Consider the following 18533-nt stretch of genomic DNA (forward strand, 5'->3'; position numbering starts at 1 on the left):
CGTATCGGATAGGTCTTCGACCTCCGGCTCGAACGTACGGATTCGGGCCACGGGCGGCGCCGCGGCCGACCCCCGCAATCCATGCAGTGCGGCAACCCGAACCATGGAACGCGTGGTCATCGCGCACGGGGCACGGCAGATTCGGGACCGGCACGTGCCCACGGGGCGCACCGCACCCGCAGCACATGCCGGACAGAACCGATCCGGAGGGCTCTGTGACCGAACTGTTCACCGGCAGCGTCGTCGGCTCACTCGAGGAACTCGTGGGCAACACCCCGATGCTGCGGCTGGGACTTGCCGGGCTGCCCGCCGGCGCCCATGTGCTGGCCAAGCTGGAGGCGGCGAATCCGCTGTCCAGCATCAAGGACCGCGCCGCCCTGTTCATGCTGCGCGCTGCCGAGGAGGCGGGGACCTTGCGCCCCGGTGCGACGATCATCGAGTCCACCTCGGGCAATACGGGTATCGCCCTCGCCGCGCTGGCCGCCGCCCGCGGCTACGGCTGCCGGATCGTGCTCCCCGACAACGCCTCGCGGGAACGTCTGCGGACCCTGCACGTCCTGGGCGCCGAGGTCGAACTCACCGACCACGCCCTCGGCTTCGCCGGCTGTGTGGAGCGCGCCGAGGAACTGCACGCCGCGATCCCCGGATCCTGGTACGCCGCCCAGCATGTGAACGCCGACAACGTACGGGCCCACTACGAGACGACCGGCCCGGAGATCTGGCGGGACACCGGCGGCCGGGTCGACCACCTGGTGTGCGGCGTCGGCACCGGCGGCACCCTGACCGGGATCGCCCGCTTCCTGCGGGAGCGCAACCCCCGGGTGAGGGTCGTGGCCGTGGAACCCGCGGGCTCGCCCCTGCTGTCCGGCGGCGAACCCGGACCGCACCGCATCCCCGGCCTGAACGGCGGGTTCACCAGCCCGGTCACCGATGTCACGGTCATCGACGAGGTGATCATCGTCGAGGACGAGGACGCCGCGGCCACCACCCGCTCCATCGCCGCCTCCACCGGACTGCTGGTCGGCGTCTCGTCGGGCGCCGCCGCGTACGGCTGCGTGGAACTCGCACGCCGGCACGACCTGACCGGTGCCACGGTCGTCACCGTCTTCCCGGACACCGGAGAGCGCTACCTCAGCTGGTGGTCCGAGGCCCACCCCGTAGAAACCGCGCACGGGCGACCGGCCCGCACACAGGAACGGAGCGCCACCGACACATGAATCCCGAGCGTTCGCTGCTGCTCATCGGCGCCACCGACGAAACGGTGGCCAAGGCCAGGCGACTGGGCCTGCACGTCCTGCTGCTGCAGCACCCCACCAAGGTCACCGCCGAGCAGGAGCGCCTCGCCGACCACGTGGAGGTCGTCGACTACACCCGATGGGACCTGGTCGAGCCGCTGGTCAAGCGGCTCCACGACGCCCCGGGCTTCACCGCCGCCACCTCGATCACCGAACCGGGCCTGGAGAACGCGGCCCGCGTCAACGACCTGTTCGCCCTGGGCGGCACCGGCTACGAGGTGACCCGGCGCTTCCGCGACAAGGCGGTCATGCGCGAGCACCTGGCCGGGCTCGACCCCGACGCGGTCCGTGCCGCACCGCTGCGCGTGCGCGAGGACCTGGACGCCTTCGGGGAGAGGCACGGCTACCCCTTCATTGTGAAGCCGACCGACGCCACCGCCGGCATCGGTGTGCACCGCCTCGACGGGCCCGCCGACGCCGATCGGGTCTGGGCCGAGGTGCGGCGGCTGTCCGGCACCAGGACGGACCGGGTCTCGACGCTGCTGCTGCTCCAGGACTTCCTGATGGAGGAGTACCTCGACGGCCCGGAGTACAGCGTGGAGTCCTTCAGCTCCGCCGGACGTCATGTCGTCATCGCCGTCACCGAGAAGTTCACCGACCCCGCGCACTTCGCCGAACTGGGACACGCGGTCCCCGCCCGGATCGGTGCCGCGGTCGACGAGCGGATCCGTGCGGCCGTCATCGGGTTCCTGGACCGGATCGGTGTCGAGGACGGCGTCTGCCACACCGAGATCCGGATCGGCGCCCGCGGTCCCCGCGTCATCGAGAGCCACAACCGGATCGCCGGTGACACCATCACCGACCTGGTGCACAGCGTCTACGGCATCGACACCGTCACGCTCGCCCTCGCCGCGCCCTTCGGCCTGGCCGGGGAACTCCCCGACCGGCCCGAGGCGCACGGCGGGGCCGCCGTGCGGTCGGTGGTGGGCCGGCCGGGCGACATCGTGGAGTCGGTCGACGGCGTGCCCGAGGCGCAGGCCCTCGCCGACGTCCTGGCGGTGCGCATCAGCGCCAGGCCCGGGGAAACGGTGCGGCCCCTGCGGGACAACTGGGACCGCCTCGGCCTGGTCGCCGTGACCGGTGAGGACACCACCGCGGCGATCCGGCGCGGCGCCGAACTCATCGGCGACGTGCTGAAGGTCCGGACGAGGAGCCCCGGCGGCCGGCCGGGCCTGGCCGAAGCCGCCCCGGTGAGCGAACGGACGGTGATCCGGTCGTGAGCGTCCTCGTCCTGCACCGCAACCCCTTCGCCGCCTTCCCCTACCGCCGGTGGCTGGACGGCGACACCCCCGGCCTCGACCGCCGCACGCCGTACTCCGGCTCCCTCGTCGTCCTCGCCGCCCGCGACAAGATCGAACTGGCCGGCGAGGAGATCCCGGGACCCGCCGACCACGACTTCACCCACCTCGAGCTCTTCGACACCCTCGACGACGAGGCGGTGCCGGCCCGCGCGCTCGCCCTCGCCGAGGAGCACCGGATCACCCATGTCATCGCCCACCACGAGGCGGACGTGGCCCTCGCCGCCCGGCTGCGCGAGCGCCTCGGCCTCGACGGGGCGTGGAGCGCCGACATCGCGCCCTTCCGTGACAAGGCCCTGATGAAGCGGCTGGCGCGGCAGGCCGACGTCGAGGTCGCCCCGTACACCGTGCCGGGCACCGCCCGGCAGGCCCGCGACTTCACCGGGCGGCACGGCTTCCCCGTGGTGCTGAAGAACCGGGCGGGCTACAACTCCATCGGCCTGAGCGTCATCGCCGACCGGGACGAGCTGGAAGCGCGGCTCGCCCGGGCCTACCGGGACGGCCCGCGGGAGGACTTGCTCATCGAGGCCTACGTGCCCGGGCGGATGTGCCACGTCGACGGGCTGGTGGTGGACGGCCGCACCGTGGCCGCCTGGCCTTCCCAGTACCAGTACGACCTGGCCTCGTTCGGGGCCGACCCCGGACCGCGCGTCGACCTGACCCTGGACATGGACGACCCGCTCACCCCCCGGCTGCTCGCGCTGGTCGAGCGGACCCTGGCGGCCCTGAGGCCCGAGGGCTCGCGACTGCGCACCCACGCCTTCCACGCGGAGGTCTTCCACACGCCCGACGACCGTCTGGTGCTGTGCGAGATCGCGGGCCGGTCGGGCGGCGCGAAGATCCGGGAGGTCTTCGAGACTCTCTTCGGAATCCAGCTCGCCGTGCAGGTGACCCGGGCGGAGGCCGGCCTCGCGCTGCCCGTGATCGAGGGCGCCACGGACGACGGGGCGCCGCTGCGGCCGCGCTGCATGTCGGGACAGGTGCTCACCATGAAGCGGCCCGGCCTGGTGCGCTCGCTCCCCGCCGCCCCCGACGAGGAGTGGGTGAGGGGCTTCTGGCTCTTCGCCGAGGAGGGCCAGGTGATCGCCCCGGCCGCGGGCTCCGCGGACTTCCTCACGGCGGCCGTGGGTTCGGCCCCGACCCGCGCCGAATGCGAGCGCCGGCTGCGCGACCTCGGCGCCCGGATCGTCGCCGGGACGGAGATCGTGGCGCTGCCCGGGGACGCCGCCCGGACCCGGCCCGGACGCGACGCCGAGCCGGCGGAGGCGTCATGACGCGGAAGCTGTCCTCCGTCCGCTTCAAGTACATGCTGGGCATGGTCGTCGACGCGACCGGCAGCGGCATGTACCTGCCGCTGTCGCTCCTCTACTTCCATCACGTCACCGGTCTGCCGCTCACCCGGGTCGGCGCCATCGTGACGACGGCCGCGGTCGTCGGCCTGGTGAGCAACCCGGTCACCGGCGTCCTCATCGACCGCTTCAGCGCCCGCACCGTGCTGGTGGGCGGATACGTGCTGCGGGCCTCGGCGTTCTGCGCCTACCCCCTGGTCGACAACGGCGCGGCCATGTTCGCGGTGATGCTGCCGGTGGCCCTCGGCGACACCTCCTACCCGCCGGCCATCCAGTCCTTCGTGGCGGAGATCGTGCGGGGCACCGAGCGGGACAAGCTGCTCGCCCTGCAGCGCAGTCTGCGCAACGCCGGGCTGGGCGTGGGCGGCCTCCTCGCGGGCGCGGCCCTCGCCCTCGACGAGTCCGGGTTCTCCTTCGTCGTGCTCGGGGCCGCCGCCGGCTACCTGCTGTCCGCCGGACTGCTCAGCACGATCCGCACCGGCACGCCGGCCCGGCCCCGGGACGGCAGGGTCTCCCGCAGGGGCGGCTACCGGATGGTGGCGCGCAACCGCCCGTTCCTGGGCCTCACCCTGCTGAACGTTCCGACGGCCTTCGGGTACATGGTGCTGTCCGTGGCCCTCCCGGTGTACCTCACCCGTGAACTGGACGCACCCGTATCGCTGGTGGGCGTCCTGTACGCGGTCAACACGGTCGGCATCGCGGTGCTGCAGATCCCGGTCACCCGGGTTCTGGTCATGTACCGCAGGACGCGTGCGGTGGCGCTCGGAGCGGGTATCTTCGCGCTGTCCTTCGTCGGCTTCGCGGTGCTCGGCAGCCTGTCGACCGGGGCCGTACTGATCGCCGGCGTGTTCGCCGCGACCGCGGCGTTCACCGCGGGCGAGCTGCTGCACGGGGCCACGGCCTCCGCGCTGGTGGCCCAGGCCGCGCCGGAGGAGACCCGGGGCCGCCACCTCGCGGTCTACCAGCTGTCGTGGGCGGTGCCCATCGCGCTCGCGCCGACCGTGTTCACGGCCCTGCTGTCGGTGTCGGCCACCGGAATGTGGCTGCTGCTCGCGGCGGCCACGGCGGGCTCCGCCCTGGGCGTGCTGCGCCTCGAGCGCGCACTGCCGCCGGCCTCGGTGCACCCGGTGCCGCCCGAAGCCGGAGCGGCCGCTTCCCGAACCGGACCGACCAGAAAGGTTGCGTGACCCCCATGGGGATGTCCAGTTGGCGCGTACTCGGCGGCGAGGACCCGGAGTTCGTCCAGGAAGGGGCCGCGGGACAGAGCGGTCTCGTCAGTCAGTTGCGGCCGCTGATCGCGGAGTTGAGCAAGCCCGGCGACCTGGTGTTCGACCCCTTCGCCGGCTGGGGCACCACCCTGGTGGCCTGCGCGGCCGAGGGACGGCGCGGGATCGGCATCGAGATCAACCCGTCCCGCGCGCAGGAGGCACGGGAGCGCGTCGCGCGCTATCCGGAGCAGCGCATGCTCTGCGGCGACGCCCGCACACCTCCGCTCGACCCGGACACCGTGGACCTGGTCCTGTGCGACCTGCCGTACTTCGGCACCGACCTGGACCTCGAAGCGCCCGACCCGGGCCAGCTGTACGCACTGCGCGACTACGACGCCTACCTGGCGGCGCTCGACGAGGCCTTCGCGGCCGTCGCCCGGGTGATGCGGCCGGGCGCCTACGCGGTCGTCGCCGTCCAGAACCGTCGTATCGCGGACCGGTTCGTCCCGCTGGCCTGGGACGCCGCGCGCGTGCTCGGCCGCCATCTGACCCTGGGGGACGAGCGCGTCCACCTCTACGACTGGCCGGTCAAGGACGAGGGCGACCCGATGCGCACGAATCGGTCGCACGAGTACCTGCTGATGGCCCGCAAGTGAGGCCGGCCGCACCCGGCGGGCGTCGGCCGGCCCCGTCACCGGGGGCCCGGGTCAGGCCTCCCGCCAGGCCCGGAGCTTCTCGGGGTTGAGCACCGACCAGATCTGCTTGATCCGGTCCTCCGCGACGTCGAACGCCAGCACCGACACGGGGACGCCGTCCACCTGGGCGACCAGGCCGGGCTGACCGTTGACCGTGCTCTCCACCAGCGTCAGGTCGGGCACCGCCTCCATCCGGCCGGCGAAGAAGCGCGCGATCTGCTCGGCGCCCTCGACCGGGCGGATCACGGCCCGCACGAGTCCGCCACCGTCGCCGGTCGCCGTGGCGTCGGGGGCCAGCAGGCCGATGAGGGCCTCGATGTCCTTGGCCTCCCACGCCTCCTTGAAGGCCCTGACGAGGTCGGCGCTCCTGGCCGCCGGTGCCGCGGCGGACCGCGACCCGCGGATGCGGCGGCGGGCCGATGAGGCCAGCTGCCGGCAGGCCGCCGGTGTCCGGCCGACGATGTCGGCCACCTCGGCGAAGGAGTAGCGGAAGACGTCGTGCAGCACGAAGGCGACGCGCTCGGCCGGCGTCATCGACTCCAGCACGACGAGGAAGGCCATGTTGATCGACTCGTCGAGGGTGACCCGGTCGGCCGGATCGCTCGTGGTGCCGCCGCTCCACCGCCCGCTGATCCACTCCGTGGCCGCGGGCAGGGGCTCCGGGACCCACTCACCCACGTAGCGCTCCCGCCTGGCCCGTGCCGAGCGGAGCAGGTCGAGGCAGATGCGGCTGGCGACGGTCGTCAGCCAGCCGCCGGGGGACTCGACGGCCTCCCGCTGCTCGGGAGTCATGGCGTACCAGCGGGTGTAGGTCTCCTGCACGACGTCCTCGGCCTCGGTCAGCGAGCCGAGGAGCCGGTACGTGAGATTGATCAGCTGGTGCCGCTCGCTGATGATCGCGCTCAGGCTCGCGTCGGGCGGGCCGTGCCCGGACTCGGACGGGTCGGTCATGGTCGTCGCCCACTCCCTCGGTCGCTGTGTCCCTCTTCGGTCCGACGAGACACCGCGGCGAACTGTGAGGTGGCGCGGCACCTCACATTGCGTGGGGCTGCCTCGTCGTAACCGGTGGACGGAACAGTATCCCGATGAAGAAGGAAGGCAACCGATGCCGGAATCCGTGAACGTCTCGATCATCTACTACAGCTCCACGGGCAATGTGCACGCCTTGGCGCAGGCGGCCGTCGAGGGGGCGGAGAAGGCCGGCGCGCAGGTGCGGCTGCGCAAGGTCGCGGAGACGGCTCCGCAGGAGGCGGTCGACTCCAGGGCCGAGTGGGCCCAGCACCTTCAGGACACCGCCGATGTGCCCGTGGCGAGCCACGACGACCTGGACTGGGCCGACGCGGTGCTGTTCGGCACCCCGACCCGATTCGGCAACCCGGCCAGCCAGCTGCGGGCGTTCATCGAGACCACCGGTCCGCTGTGGGGCCAGGGCAAGCTCGAGGGCAAGGTGTACTCGGCCTTCACCACCTCCGGTACCGCGCACGGCGGCCAGGAATCGACCCTCCTGGCGCTGGCGAACACGTTCTACCACTGGGGCGGCGTCATCGTGCCCCCCGGCTACACCGACCCGGTCATGAACCAGCTGGGCAACCCCTACGGCACCTCCCACGTGGTCGGCGAGGGCGCTCCCGGGGAGGTGCCGCTGCAGGCGGCCCGCCACCAGGCCCGCCGTGCCGTCGAGATCGCGGCCGCGCTCAAGGCGGGACGCGCCGCCTGACCCGGCGCGCGCCGGCGGCCGACCGGTGAGGAGTCCGCCGCCGGCGGTTGCCGTCGGCGGCGGACGCCGTCACCTTGTCCGGGAGACGGGGACCGCGGGTGAGCGTGCCCGGGGCGATCGGGGATGTGCGGGAACCCCGCGCCCCGCGCACGCGACTAGCTGGCCATGGATGCAGAACAGCGACCGCGGTCTTCCTTCACCCACGGCAGAGCGATCGGATTCGTCCTGGCCCTGGGCGCGCTGTGCGCCGTGTTCTACATGGTTGGGCGCACGGTGGGGCCGGTTTCACCGGAGTTGCGTCCGGGATGGCACTACCCCCGGGACGAGGCCTCGCACGGCGCGGAGCACACCCGATGAGCCCCGGATCCGGCACGGGTTCCGCGGCGCCCGCGAACACCTCGCCGGACGGGATGACGACCCGGGGGGAGAGCCCGACGCTCGCCACGGACATCGCCGTCGGCGGGATGACGTGTGCCGCTTGTGTGGCCCGCGTCGAGAAACGGCTCAACCGCATCGAGGGCGTCACCTGCGGCGTCAACCTCGCCACCGGCCGGGCCCGGGTCGTCCACCCGGCCGCCGTACCCGTGGAGGACCTCCTCGAGGCGGTGCGGCGCGCCGGATACACGGCCGACCGGATCACGGACGAGGGCGCACCCGAGCCCCCCGCGTCCGGGTGCCATGACGAGGACTGCGTCAAGGTGGCGCTGATCGCGGTCCTGGCCCTGCCCGTTCTGCTCGTGTCCATGATCCCCGCGCTGCAGTTCCGCAACTGGCAGTGGGTCTGCTTCCTGCTGGCCACCCCGGTGGCGCTGTGGGGTGCCGAGGCCTTCCACCGCCGGGCGCTGCGCACCCTGCGGCACTCGACCGCGACCATGGACACGCTGGTCAGTCTGGGCGTCGTCGCCTCGTACCTGTGGTCGTGCTACGCCTTGTTCCTGGGCACCGCCGGCACCCCGGGACTGGTCATGCCGTTCTCCCTGAGCACGGACGGCGGACATGACCACGTCTATCTGGAGGCGACCGTCGGCATCCCCCTGTTCGTCCTGTGCGGCAGGCTGATGGAGGACCGGGTACGGCGCCGGACGGGCTCCGCGCTGTACGCGCTTGCCGGACTCGTGGTGAAGGACGTCTCCGTCCTCGACGACGGGCCGTCCGGCGAGCCGCCGTCCGAACGGCTCCTTCCCGTCGCCCGGTTGGTGCCGGGACAGCGGTTCCTCGTCAGACCGGGGGAGCGGGTGGCCACCGACGGCGTGGTCGTCAGCGGCAGCGCCGCCATCGACCTGTCCCTGCTGACCGGCGAGAGCGTGCCCCGCGAGGTCGGACCGGGAGACCGGGTCACCGGCGGGACGCTGAACGCCGGCGGAAGCCTCGTCGTACGGGCGACCGAGGTGGGCGCCGACACCCGACTCGCCCGGATGACCCAGCTCGTGTGGGAGGCCCAGGCGCACAAGGCCCGGATACAGCGGCTCGCGGACCGTGTCGCAGGGGTGTTCGTGCCCGCGGTGCTCGCCCTCGCGGCATCCGTCCTGGGCTTCTGGCTGGGTGCCGGCGCCAGTGCGCAGGGCGCCGTCACCACCGCCGTCGCCGTGCTGGTGGTGGCCTGCCCCTGCGCCCTCGGGCTCGCCACTCCCACCGCGCTGCTCGCGGCCACGGGGCGCGGCGCGCAGGTCGGTGTGCTGTTCAAGGGTCCCGAGGTGCTGGAGAGACTGCGGGCCGTCGACACCGTGGTGCTCGACAAGACCGGAACGCTCACCTCGGGCACGATGCGCCTGCTGGACACGGTGACCACCGGCGGTTGGCCGGCCGCCGCCGTTCTGCGACTGGCGGCGGCCGTGGAGCAGTTGTCCGAGCATCCCGTCGGCCGTGCCATCGCCGCCGCCGCGCCTCCGGCGGGGCGCGCTCCCGGAGCCGTCTCGGAGTTCACCTCCATGGCCGGGACCGGGGTGCGCGCGACCGTGGAGGGTCACGCCCTGTGCGTGCGCCGGATACCTCCCGGTACCCGGCTGCCGGACGTGCTGGGGGAGGCCAGGGACCGCGCCGACGCCGCGGGCCGCACCGCGGTCCTGGTGGAGATCGACGGCGCGTGCGTGGCCGTGCTGACCCTCGGGGACGTGCTGCGGCGAGGCAGCGTCGAACTGGTGGCGCGGCTGCGGACGCTCGGCGTCGAGGTCGTGATGCTGACCGGGGACGGCCCCGGGCCCGCCCACGCGATCGCCGGCGAGCTGGGCATTGAGAAGGTGCGGCACTCCGCGTCGCCCGAGGACAAGGCCGAGTTCGTGGCACGGCTGAAGGCGGCGGGCCGCGTCGCCGCGGTCGTGGGTGACGGTGTCAACGACGCGGCCGCGCTCGCGGGATGCGAACTCGGTATGGCCATGGGCACCGGTACGGACGTGGCCGTCGGGGCGGCGTCGGTGACGTTGATGCGGACGGACGCGCTGGCGGTCGTGGACGCCCTGGAGCTGGCCAAGCGGACCATGGGGATCATCGGCTCCAACCTGACCTGGGCGTTCACGTACAACATCCTTCTCATCCCGATCGCCGCGGCCGGCATGCTCAACCCGATGATCGCCGCTGTCGCCATGTCGGGGAGCTCGCTGCTGGTCGTCGGCAACAGCCTGCGGCTGAGGTCGTGGCGTCCGCGGCGGGCCACCGCTCAGGCTTGAGGCGGAAGTAGCCCCTCCTTGAGCGCGGTCACCACGGCCAGGGTTCGGTTGGGGCTGTTCAGCTTCGCCAGGACGTTCGCCACGTGCCGCTTGGCGCCGTGTTCGGAGATGCTGAGCCTGCGGGCGATCTGCTTGTTGCTCAGACCGTCCCCGACCAGTGAGAGCACCTGCTGCTCCCGGGGGGTCAGGGACACCGGACGCGGCGCCTTGGCGCCGTTGCGCTCGCGCACCTGGGACAGCAGCTCACGCGCGAGCGTCGAGGGCATGGACAGCTCGCCGTTGCTGATCCGGCGCAGGGCGTCGGCCAGAGCGTTCCTGGTCAGTTCCGACTGCACGAGGAAGCCGTCGACGGGCAGCGAGGCCGCCTGGATGATCATGCGTTCCGACGCGCTCTCCAGCAGGAACAGCACCTTGACGTTCATCGCGGAGATCTCGCGGAGCGGTTCCTCCTGCTGGGTGACCTCCTGACCCGGACAGGACATGATCAGGACGTCGACGGGCGCACGCCGCAGGTGTTCCGAGAGTTCTTCGAACGAGGCGGCTTCTATCAGATGTCGCACCCGGATCGATGCCAGCATCGTGCGCAGTCCGAACCTCGCCACCTCGTTCGGGACGAAGAGGGCGATGTCCAGCCCGTCGTGGGTCGTGGATGAGTACTCGAGGGCGCCGGTGTGGGCTGTCTCGGTCATGAGTTTTCTCCTGAGTTTCTCGTCCGGGAATTTTCCTTCGGAAGGAGTTGCGCGTTGAACGATCGCGGGGACAGAGAGGTGCTGCGAATTCTTGATCACAGCCGACGAGGGGGCCGGTTGCCTCGTTCGGCCGCTGTTGGAACCGACGGATCTCAACATCGTTCGGAACGCTGCCGGTAGGATTTCGGCGACGCTTCACCCCGTGTTCTACTACGCCGGGCTAGTAGATCGTGAAGACAGTAGATGACGACTTGGTGACGGGCAACACCGCCCACCGCCGCCTCTGGATCCACCCGAATGAATCACGCCATTCCGCTTTTCCGTGATCGATACAGAGCGCGGGGGCAGTGATTCCACTGCCCTTTCGGGCACCCTCGGACGGCCTCTCCCAAGGACGGACGCGAGCCGGTGTCGATCCGTCTAGCGTGGGACGGCGCCGGTGCTTCCCGCTATCCGAGAGGGCCACGTCCCATGACCGCCGACTCCCTGGGAACCGAACAGCCGTCGATACCGGCCGCGTTGCGCCGCTCGGCGCGGCACGGCGGCTCGCTCACCGTGCTCGACCGGACCATGCGGCCGACGCGCCTGACACTGACCGAACTCGACGACGCGTCGACCGGCGTGGCGGCCCGGCTGCGCCGTGCGGGCGTCCGGTCCGGGGACCGCGTCTGCGTGCTCGCGCCCATGTCCGTGGAGCTGCTCCTGAACCTCTTCGGACTGTGGCGGCTCGGTGCCGTGCCCGTGGTGCTGCCGCACGAGCGGCCCGACGACACGGCCGCCGGGGAACTGCTCGCCCACCGGATCGTCACCTCGGGGGCCTACGTCGTGCTCACCGACCGCGCGGACCGGCTGAACGCACGGGTGCCGGCCGGATGCCGGGTGCTGGGGCTCGCGACGACGCTGTCGGGTCCGCAGGTGCCCGAGCCGCCGGTGCCCGACGGCTCCGCCCTCGGCCTGCTCCAGTTCACCTCGGGGACCACCGGGTCGTCCAAGGCCGTTCCCGTGCGCCAGGGGCAACTGGTCGGGAACGTGTCCGCCTGCATGACGGCGCTCGGCATGCGCCCCGGGCACACCTACGTCAGCTGGCTGCCCTTCTACCACGACATGGGCATTGTTTCGGTGGTCGGCCTGCTGGTGCAGGGCGTGCACACCGTCGTGATGCCCACCGAGAACTTCCTCAGCCGGCCGTCGAGCTGGCTGGAGACCGTGACCGCCCACCGCGCCGAGATCATCGCCGCCCCCGACTCGGCCTACCGGCTGGCCGTCAGGGCGCAGCAGCTGCGGCCCGCGGCGCTCGACCTGTCCCGGCTGCGGGTGGCCATCAACGGCGCGGAACCGGTGACGGCCGACACGGTGGAGGAAACCGTCCGGGTCCTCGGCAAGAGCGGCATGCCCGCCGAGGCACTCTGCCCCACCTACGGCATGGCCGAGACCACGCTCGTCGTGACGGCGGCCTCCGCCGCGGTCCCGGTCCACGTGCTCGACCCGGACCGGGCGCCGCGCCAGTCGGGCGACCACGAGCTCCCGGCCCGCCCGCTGGTCTCCTGCGGCAGCCCGCTGCCCGGCACCGGGGTCACGGTGCACGGCCCCGACGGCGAGCCCCTGCCCGACGGGCAGGTCGGCGAGGTGCGCGTGACCGGGCCCGGCGTGACCGACGGCTACTGGACCGGCCCCGACGCCCCCCTCGACGGCATGGGGCGTCTCACCGGCGGACACGTGGACACCGGTGACCTCGGCTTCCTGCACGAGGGCGAGCTGTACATCTGCGGCCGGTCCAAGGACCTGGTCATCGTGGGCGGGCGCAACCTCTACCCGGAGGACTACGAGATCGCGGCCGAGGCGGTCCCCGGCGTGCGCGGCGGAAACGTCATCGCGTTCTCCCTTCCCGACCGCGAGCGCATGGTGGTGGTCGCCGAGGGCACCGGCGGCGCCACGCGTCAGGACCGGCTCGCCCGCGACCTGTTCGAGCGGCTGCGCAGGGCCGCGCAGCACGCCCCGGCCGAAGTCGTCCTGGTCCGCCCCGCCACCCTGCCCAAGACCTCGTCGGGCAAGAAGCGCCGCGGCACCTGCCGCGACCGGTACCTGGCGGGTGAACTCGACGTCGTCGCCACCGCGCGCTGACCTGCCGGAGCCGCCCCGCGGAGGACGCACACGCGGAAGCCGCCCCGCCGGTGCGGACACCCGGCCGGGCGGCTTCAGCCACGGTCCCCGCGGCTCAGCGCATCTCGTCGACGAAGCTGCTGGACACCTGGGCGGCGAGTGACACCAGCTCGTCCGTCGCCCGTACGTATTTCAGCAGGGTGGGCAAATGGCCCGTCACCATGAGGTCGCCGTCCAGCATCCCCTCGATGGGATCGATCTCGCCCTCGATGACGCTTTTCCACACGGTATAGGGCGCCCTGATCACGAATGTGGTGTCGCCCGATCCCTCCGGTCCCACGTCGTAGACGGCGGATGTGCATTCCCCGTCGGCGAATTCGGTGTGGCACCAGATGTCGTCCTGCAGTCCTTGCTCCTCCTCCGCTTCGAAGACAAAGGCGATCTCGGCCTGGAACGTGCGTGCCGCCTCCTTGAACTCCTCTGAGGAATTGATGAGCCCGACATACGAATTCAGCCACTCTGCGCTGGGAAAGACGCTCACGACATCCCCTCGGTCTGGTCCGGTGTCACCGTTGTACCGAAGTGGGGCGGCGGGACCCAGGGCCAACGGGACGCCCGAGTCACAGCACGCCCGACGGGCCCGAACGGCCACCTAGAACGGGTGCCGCGCGGGGCACGAACGACGCTCCGAAACAGCGCTGTTCAGCGGGCACCCGAGGCAAGACGCTGAACGTCATGTCCATCATCGAGGCCCAGGGCCTCCACAAGGCGTTCGACGACGGCACGGTGGCAGTGGACCGGGTCGACTTCGAGGTGGCCGAGGGGGAAGTGTTCGGTTTCCTCGGCCGCAACGGAGCGGGCAAGACCACCACGGTCCGTATCCTGACCACCCTCACCCGCGCGACATCGGGCCAGGCTCGGGTCCTGGGCCTCGACGTCGTCAAGCACCGGTCCCGGGTGCGCGACCGTATCGGTCTGTCGCTCCAGCAGGCCGCGCTCGACCCCCTCATGACGGGCCGCGAGCATCTGCACCTCGTCGCGTCCCTGCGCCGGATGAGCCCCGCCCGCCGCACCGAGCGGACCGAGGAACTGCTCACCGGGTTCGGACTCACCGAGGTGGCCGACCGGCTCGTCGCCACCTACACGGTGGGCATGAGGCGTCGCCTCGACGCGACGCTCGCCCTGCTGCACGGTCCGGAGCTGCTCTTCCTCGACGAGCCGACCACGGGTCTGGACCCGCAGAGCCGGCGTGCCCTGTGGGGCTTCGTCCGCACCTACCGGCAGGGTGGCGGCACCGTGTTCCTCACCACCCAGTACCTCGACGAAGCCGACGAGTTGTGCGACCGCATCGCCATCCTCGACAAGGGCACGGTCGCCGTGATCGACACCCCCCAGCAGCTCAAGAAGGGCATCGGCGGCAAGGTCCTCACCCTGCCGGCCACACCCGAGGCCCGCGAACTGGCCGTCTCCGCCGTCGGCGAGGCCGCCTGCCGGTCGGCCGACGGCGTCCTCCAGGTCGACCTGCCGGCGGGGGACGACGTCCTGCCGTCCCTGCTCAGGGGACTGCACGACCGGGGCGTCCCACTGGCCGGGGTCACCGTGACCGATCCGACCATCGAGGAGGTCTTCATCCGCCTCACGGGTGAGGGGCTGGAGCGCAGGACCGGGGACAACGGCAGTGTCGCCGCGGCGGCCCTCGCCAGGACCGTCGGCTCGGGCCGGGGAGGAATCTGATGACCGCGTTCTCGGGAACCATGACCCTGCTCAACCGCAACCTCCGCGAGGGCCTGCGCAGCCCCGTGATCGCCTTCGTCTTCCCCGTCCTCTTCCCGCTGTTCCTCATCACCCTCGTGGCGTCCAGCTACGAACGCATGGCGTTCATCCCGGGCTTTCCCGTCACCCCCTACGCCGCCTACATGGCGCCCGGCCTGCTGCTGTTCACCGGGATGATGGGATCCGGCTACTCGGCCACCGCCCTGGTCCTCGACGCGCAGAGCGGATTCCTCGACCGGCTGCGGCTGCAACCCGTGCGCCCTTCGGCGCTGCTGCTGTCCAGGCTCCTGTTCGACGCCATCCGGGTGGTGCCGGCCGGCCTCGTGGTGCTCGGGGTCAGCGTGCTGCTCGGCGCCCGCGTCGACTCCGGTCCGGCCGGCGTCGCCCTGCTGCTGGTGCTCTCCTCGCTCTGGTCGGTGGCGTACGGCGGCATCTTCTACGTCGTGGCCCTGCGCACCCGCAACCCGCAGGCCCCGCTCGCCATGGCGCCCCTGTCGGTGCTGCTGCTGTTCGCCAGTCCCGCCGCCGCTCCGCCGTACCTCCTGCAGGACTGGCTGGCCTCGCTCACCACGTGGAATCCGTTCACCTACGTCATCGAGGGCATCCGCGCCCTGATGACGGGGCCGGAGAGCGGCACGGTCACGGAGGCGCTGCTGAAGGCCCTGGCGGTGCTCGTCGGGCTCACCGTCGTGACCCAGATTTTCGTCGTCCCGGCCTTCGCCCGGCTGGTGGACGACTGAGCCGGGCCCGCCGCCCGCCCGCACAGAGGAGCACCCCACCATGTTGCTGTACTGCTTCCCGCACGCCGGTGGCGCCGACTCCCCCTACCGCTCCTGGGGGGACCGGCTCGCCTCCGTCGAGATACGTGTGCTGGGCCGCGGCGCCCGGTTCCCGGGGCGGCCGCCGGCCGAGCCGGACTCGGTGACCGCCCTGGCCGAGGCGTGCGCCGACCACCTGGCCGCCGAGCGCCGTCCGTATCTGTTCCTCGGCCACAGCCTCGGCGCGCTGGTCGCCTTCGAGACCGCCCGCGCACTGCGCGCCCGCGGCGGCCGGGGCCCGGAGGTGCTGTTCGTCACCGGCCACGTCGCCCCCCACCTGCCGTCACCGGGGCGGAAACTGGCCGGCCTGCCCACGGGCGAGTTCTGGACGGAGGTGTGCGCGCTCGGCGGGACCCCGCCGGAACTGCTGGACCACGCCGAGCTGCGCGAGGCGGCCGAACCGGGCCTGCGGGCGGAGTTCCGCGCGGCCGAGACCTACCGCTACACCCCCGGACGGCCCCTGGACTGCCGGATCGTGGCCATGGCCGGCGCCGACGACGACCGGGCGCCCGCCGACGGGTGCGCTGCCTGGCGGCTGCACACCACCGGCGGCTTCGACCTGCACACGGTGCCCGGAGGGCACTTCTTCGTCGCCGACGACCCCGAACCGGTGCTGGACCGCATCCGCGAGGAGACGGCCTCACCGGCGCGGTGATCCGTCCGGCGGACGCCGCAGCGGGGCCACCCCTTCGGCCGGGGTGGCCCCGCTGCTGTCCTGTCCGTCCGGGCGGGGGCGGCCGTGCGCCGGGGCACGGCCCGGAGGGCACGGGGCACTCAGACCTTGGGGGTCCGGGACTCCAGCGTGTACGACGCCTCGACGCGGTAGGTGCCCTTGTTGCCGCCGCCGCGGTCCACGTTCACGTCCGCCGACCTGACGACCTTCAGGTACAGGCCGTCCTCCTTGTCGAACCAGACGTCGGCCACGGCGTCACCGTCGAGACCGTCGCCCTTCACATAGCTGTCGATCTTCACGTGGTGGGCCTGCCTCTCCTCCCCGCCCACCCTGACCGTCTCGTCCCCGATGTATTTGATCTTGATCGCGGCCCGGTTACCGTGCGCGACGCAGATGGTCTCCTCCCTGCCGCCGGGCCTCACCGCGTCCCCGCCCACCTGGACCATGGCAGGGTTGCACTTGTGGGCCTCGTCACCTTCGATACCGGCGAAACTCACCTTCTGCATGTGGGCCAGACACAGGTACTCGCCCTGGCCGCTGCACTGCCGGTGGGCGTCGGTGTGCTCCTCGATCGGGGTGAAGTACAACTCCCACACGCAGCCGGAGGCGTGCAGCACGCGGGCGTGGGTCACCTTCGGGAAGGGACGCTCGTACTTGTCCCCGTCGTAGATGATCGAGTCCGCCCCGTCGGTCCGGTACGTGTACACGCCGGCCTTCGGTTTGGTGAACCCCTTGATCTCCTCGCTCGGCGCGACCGGACTCTTGATCTGCCCCAGGTCGTTCCGGAGCGCCGAGGGATGATCGCGGTATTCCTTGAGCGCCATGGCGAGCGTGACGCGCGTTCCGTCGGGGGTGATGGCCTGGGTGCGGTTCGCGACGATGAACGCTCCGGCCGCGACGAGCACGGCCAGTATCGGCACCAGGCGCAGCAGGGTGCGCCTCACCTGCCATTTGGTTGAGCGGGACGGGCCTTCCACAGTCGCTCCTTCGACGGGTCGGAAAATCCCCTGCACCGTCCCCCCGGGGACTCCGACCGGCCAATCCCAGCACGACGCGTCCGAAGAGCCGTGCCCTTAGCCCCCTCGAAAGGGCACGGTGGGCGTCCCCGGGCGTCCGGCCTTCCCGCCAGTCATTCAGGGCTGTTGGCCGGCTTCCGCCGCACGTGACCCTGGCCGGGACTCGCACCCGCAGGCCCGCATGTCCGCACGCCGCGCGGGGTGCCGCCCGGACCCGGCGCGTGGTCCCGGGTGTTCGTCCCCGCACCGCCTCCAGGAGGATCCGATGCCCCCGATCAGCAACGGCAACGTCGACACACCCACTCTCGACCGCGGTGCCCTGCTCGCTCTCCCCCCGGCCGACCGGATGCGGGAGATCAGCGTCTACCTGCGGGACCGCTACCGCCGCATCACCGGCCACGAGGCACCCGCCGGCCTCGACGAGTCCGTCTTCCTGGAATCCCTCCAGGCCACCGAACTCCAGATCACGATCGACGCCGAGCTGGACGTGCCCATCGCGCTCACCGACCTCGTCGCCATGCCCAGCCTGCGCGTCCTCGCCGCGGCCGTCGACGCCGCCCTCGTCTCCTCCGCCGAGGCACCGCTCGCCGAGGCCGAGAGGGAACTGACTCTGCGGCCCGATGTGGCGGGGTGGGGTGAGCCGTTCGGTCTGACCGATGTGCAGCATGCGTACTGGCTGGGGCGGTCGGGGTTGTTCGAGCTGGGTGATGTGTCGACGCATGTGTATCTGGAGTTGGAGTCGCGGGACTTCGATCCGGTGCGTGCGTCGGTGGTGTTGGGGCGTCTGGTGGCGCGGCACGGGATGTTGCGTGCGGTGGTGCGGGAGGACGGGCGTCAGCAGGTGCTGGCGGATGTGGGTGAGGTGGGGGTCGGTTTCGAGGATCTGAGCGGGTTGTCGGTGGGGGAGGCGGAGGGTGCGGTGGCCGCGGTGCGGGAGCGGTTGTCGCACGAGGTGCGGCCGGCGGGTGAGTGGCCGTTGTTCGAGGTGTTCGCGCAGCGTCTGCCGGGTGGGGTGACGCGGGTGCATGTGAGTGTGGACATGTTGGTGGCGGACGCGGCGTCGGTGCGGGTCTTTCTGTCGGAGTGGGCGGAGTTGTACGCCGATCCCGGGTGTGAGCTGCCGCCGGTCGACGTGTCGTTCCGTGACTACTGCCTGGCCGTCGAAGCCGCCGGCGAGGACGAGAAGGCGCGGGCCTACTGGCTGGACAGGCTCGACACCCTGCCGGCGGCCCCCGAACT

The 18533-nt window shown here is 71.9% G+C and carries 16 protein-coding genes; 12 read left to right on the forward strand and 4 right to left on the reverse strand.

From position 1 onward, the window contains the following. Positions 1-185: 185 nt before the first annotated feature. The 5 genes from IH50_RS0105515 to IH50_RS0105535 are packed head-to-tail and all read left to right on the forward strand — an operon-like array spanning position 186 to position 5806. Complete coding sequence (locus IH50_RS0105515; RefSeq protein WP_078913865.1) at positions 186-1217, forward strand: cysteine synthase family protein; 1032 nt, start codon at positions 186-188, stop codon at positions 1215-1217. Continuing rightward, complete coding sequence (locus IH50_RS0105520; protein WP_030857866.1) at positions 1214-2515, forward strand: ATP-grasp domain-containing protein; 1302 nt, start codon at positions 1214-1216, stop codon at positions 2513-2515. Before IH50_RS0105515 ends, IH50_RS0105520 begins: the two co-directional genes overlap by 4 nt. Then, complete coding sequence (locus IH50_RS0105525) at positions 2512-3867, forward strand: ATP-grasp domain-containing protein (protein WP_051767183.1); 1356 nt, start codon at positions 2512-2514, stop codon at positions 3865-3867. The genes IH50_RS0105520 and IH50_RS0105525 overlap by 4 nt, the downstream gene beginning before the upstream one ends. Further along, complete coding sequence (locus IH50_RS0105530; protein ID WP_051767184.1) at positions 3864-5129, forward strand: MFS transporter; 1266 nt, start codon at positions 3864-3866, stop codon at positions 5127-5129. The genes IH50_RS0105525 and IH50_RS0105530 overlap by 4 nt, the downstream gene beginning before the upstream one ends. A 5-nt stretch (positions 5130-5134) precedes the next feature. Continuing rightward, a complete protein-coding gene (locus IH50_RS0105535; protein ID WP_078913866.1) occupies positions 5135-5806 on the forward strand; it encodes a TRM11 family SAM-dependent methyltransferase in 672 nt (223 codons plus the stop codon). 51 nt (positions 5807-5857) lie between these two features. On the opposite strand, the gene sigJ is transcribed toward IH50_RS0105535, so the two are convergent. Continuing rightward, entirely contained in the window at positions 5858-6796 is a 939-nt protein-coding gene (sigJ, locus tag IH50_RS0105540; RefSeq protein ID WP_030857874.1) for an RNA polymerase sigma factor SigJ, read from the reverse strand. Positions 6797-6950: 154 nt separating this feature from the next. On the opposite strand from sigJ, the gene wrbA reads away from it, so the two are divergent. Both wrbA and IH50_RS0105550 read left to right on the forward strand, forming a co-directional pair. Further along, the gene (wrbA, locus tag IH50_RS0105545; RefSeq protein WP_030857876.1) at positions 6951-7562 is read left to right on the forward strand and encodes an NAD(P)H:quinone oxidoreductase; all 612 of its coding nucleotides are present in this window, start codon (positions 6951-6953) and stop codon (positions 7560-7562) included. A 410-nt stretch (positions 7563-7972) separates the two neighbouring features. Next, positions 7973-10225, forward strand: coding sequence for a heavy metal translocating P-type ATPase (locus tag IH50_RS0105550; RefSeq protein WP_030857878.1), 2253 nt, complete (start codon positions 7973-7975; stop codon positions 10223-10225). On the opposite strand, the gene IH50_RS0105555 is transcribed toward IH50_RS0105550, so the two are convergent. Next, positions 10216-10914 (reverse strand): DNA-binding response regulator, encoded by a 699-nt coding sequence (locus IH50_RS0105555; protein ID WP_051767186.1) that lies wholly within the window; start codon positions 10912-10914, stop codon positions 10216-10218. The two genes, IH50_RS0105550 and IH50_RS0105555, sit on opposite strands and share 10 nt — an antisense overlap. 471 nt (positions 10915-11385) lie before the next feature. Between IH50_RS0105555 and IH50_RS0105560 the strand changes: the two genes are divergently transcribed. Beyond that, complete coding sequence (locus IH50_RS0105560; protein WP_030857882.1) at positions 11386-13035, forward strand: AMP-binding protein; 1650 nt, start codon at positions 11386-11388, stop codon at positions 13033-13035. Positions 13036-13129: 94 nt separating this feature from the next. Here the strand turns inward: IH50_RS0105560 and IH50_RS0105565 are convergent, their stop codons facing one another. Continuing rightward, the gene (locus IH50_RS0105565) at positions 13130-13555 is read right to left on the reverse strand and encodes an SCP2 sterol-binding domain-containing protein (protein ID WP_030857884.1); all 426 of its coding nucleotides are present in this window, start codon (positions 13553-13555) and stop codon (positions 13130-13132) included. A 194-nt stretch (positions 13556-13749) separates the two neighbouring features. Here IH50_RS0105565 and IH50_RS0105570 point away from each other — a divergent pair, with 194 nt between their 5' ends. Genes IH50_RS0105570 through IH50_RS0105580 form a run of 3 tightly spaced genes read left to right on the forward strand, consistent with a single transcriptional unit; the run spans position 13750 to position 16260 of the window. Then, a complete protein-coding gene (locus IH50_RS0105570; RefSeq protein ID WP_051767187.1) occupies positions 13750-14748 on the forward strand; it encodes an ATP-binding cassette domain-containing protein in 999 nt (332 codons plus the stop codon). After that, positions 14748-15527, forward strand: a complete 780-nt coding sequence (locus IH50_RS0105575; protein ID WP_030857886.1) for an ABC transporter permease — start codon at positions 14748-14750, stop codon at positions 15525-15527. Before IH50_RS0105570 ends, IH50_RS0105575 begins: the two co-directional genes overlap by 1 nt. 40 nt (positions 15528-15567) lie before the next feature. After that, on the forward strand, positions 15568-16260 hold the full coding sequence (locus IH50_RS0105580; RefSeq protein WP_037872028.1) for a thioesterase II family protein: 693 nt from the start codon (positions 15568-15570) through the stop codon (positions 16258-16260). A 119-nt stretch (positions 16261-16379) separates the two neighbouring features. Here the strand turns inward: IH50_RS0105580 and IH50_RS0105585 are convergent, their stop codons facing one another. Beyond that, on the reverse strand, positions 16380-17222 hold the full coding sequence (locus tag IH50_RS0105585) for a hypothetical protein (protein WP_030857888.1): 843 nt from the start codon (positions 17220-17222) through the stop codon (positions 16380-16382). Positions 17223-17559: 337 nt separating this feature from the next. On the opposite strand from IH50_RS0105585, the gene IH50_RS0105590 reads away from it, so the two are divergent. After that, on the forward strand, positions 17560-18533 hold a 974-nt coding region (locus IH50_RS0105590; protein ID WP_030857894.1), incomplete at its 3' end, for a condensation domain-containing protein.

This window comes from Streptomyces sp. NRRL S-37, assembly GCF_000721605.1.
GTDB lineage: Bacteria > Actinomycetota > Actinomycetes > Streptomycetales > Streptomycetaceae > Streptomyces.

Coding starts and splice junctions, on each gene's coding strand:
- IH50_RS0105515 (WP_078913865.1), top strand. CDS start 186: ATGCCGGACAGAACCGATCCGGAGGGCTCTGTGACCGAACTGTTCACC.
- IH50_RS0105580 (WP_037872028.1), top strand. CDS start 15,568: ATGTTGCTGTACTGCTTCCCGCACGCCGGTGGCGCCGACTCCCCCTAC.
- IH50_RS0105520 (WP_030857866.1), top strand. CDS start 1,214: ATGAATCCCGAGCGTTCGCTGCTGCTCATCGGCGCCACCGACGAAACG.
- IH50_RS0105575 (WP_030857886.1), top strand. CDS start 14,748: ATGACCGCGTTCTCGGGAACCATGACCCTGCTCAACCGCAACCTCCGC.
- IH50_RS0105530 (WP_051767184.1), top strand. CDS start 3,864: ATGACGCGGAAGCTGTCCTCCGTCCGCTTCAAGTACATGCTGGGCATG.
- wrbA (WP_030857876.1), top strand. CDS start 6,951: ATGCCGGAATCCGTGAACGTCTCGATCATCTACTACAGCTCCACGGGC.
- IH50_RS0105550 (WP_030857878.1), top strand. CDS start 7,973: ATGACGACCCGGGGGGAGAGCCCGACGCTCGCCACGGACATCGCCGTC.
- IH50_RS0105555 (WP_051767186.1), bottom strand. CDS start 10,914: ATGACCGAGACAGCCCACACCGGCGCCCTCGAGTACTCATCCACGACC.
- IH50_RS0105560 (WP_030857882.1), top strand. CDS start 11,386: ATGACCGCCGACTCCCTGGGAACCGAACAGCCGTCGATACCGGCCGCG.
- IH50_RS0105535 (WP_078913866.1), top strand. CDS start 5,135: ATGGGGATGTCCAGTTGGCGCGTACTCGGCGGCGAGGACCCGGAGTTC.
- sigJ (WP_030857874.1), bottom strand. CDS start 6,796: ATGACCGACCCGTCCGAGTCCGGGCACGGCCCGCCCGACGCGAGCCTG.
- IH50_RS0105570 (WP_051767187.1), top strand. CDS start 13,750: ATGTCCATCATCGAGGCCCAGGGCCTCCACAAGGCGTTCGACGACGGC.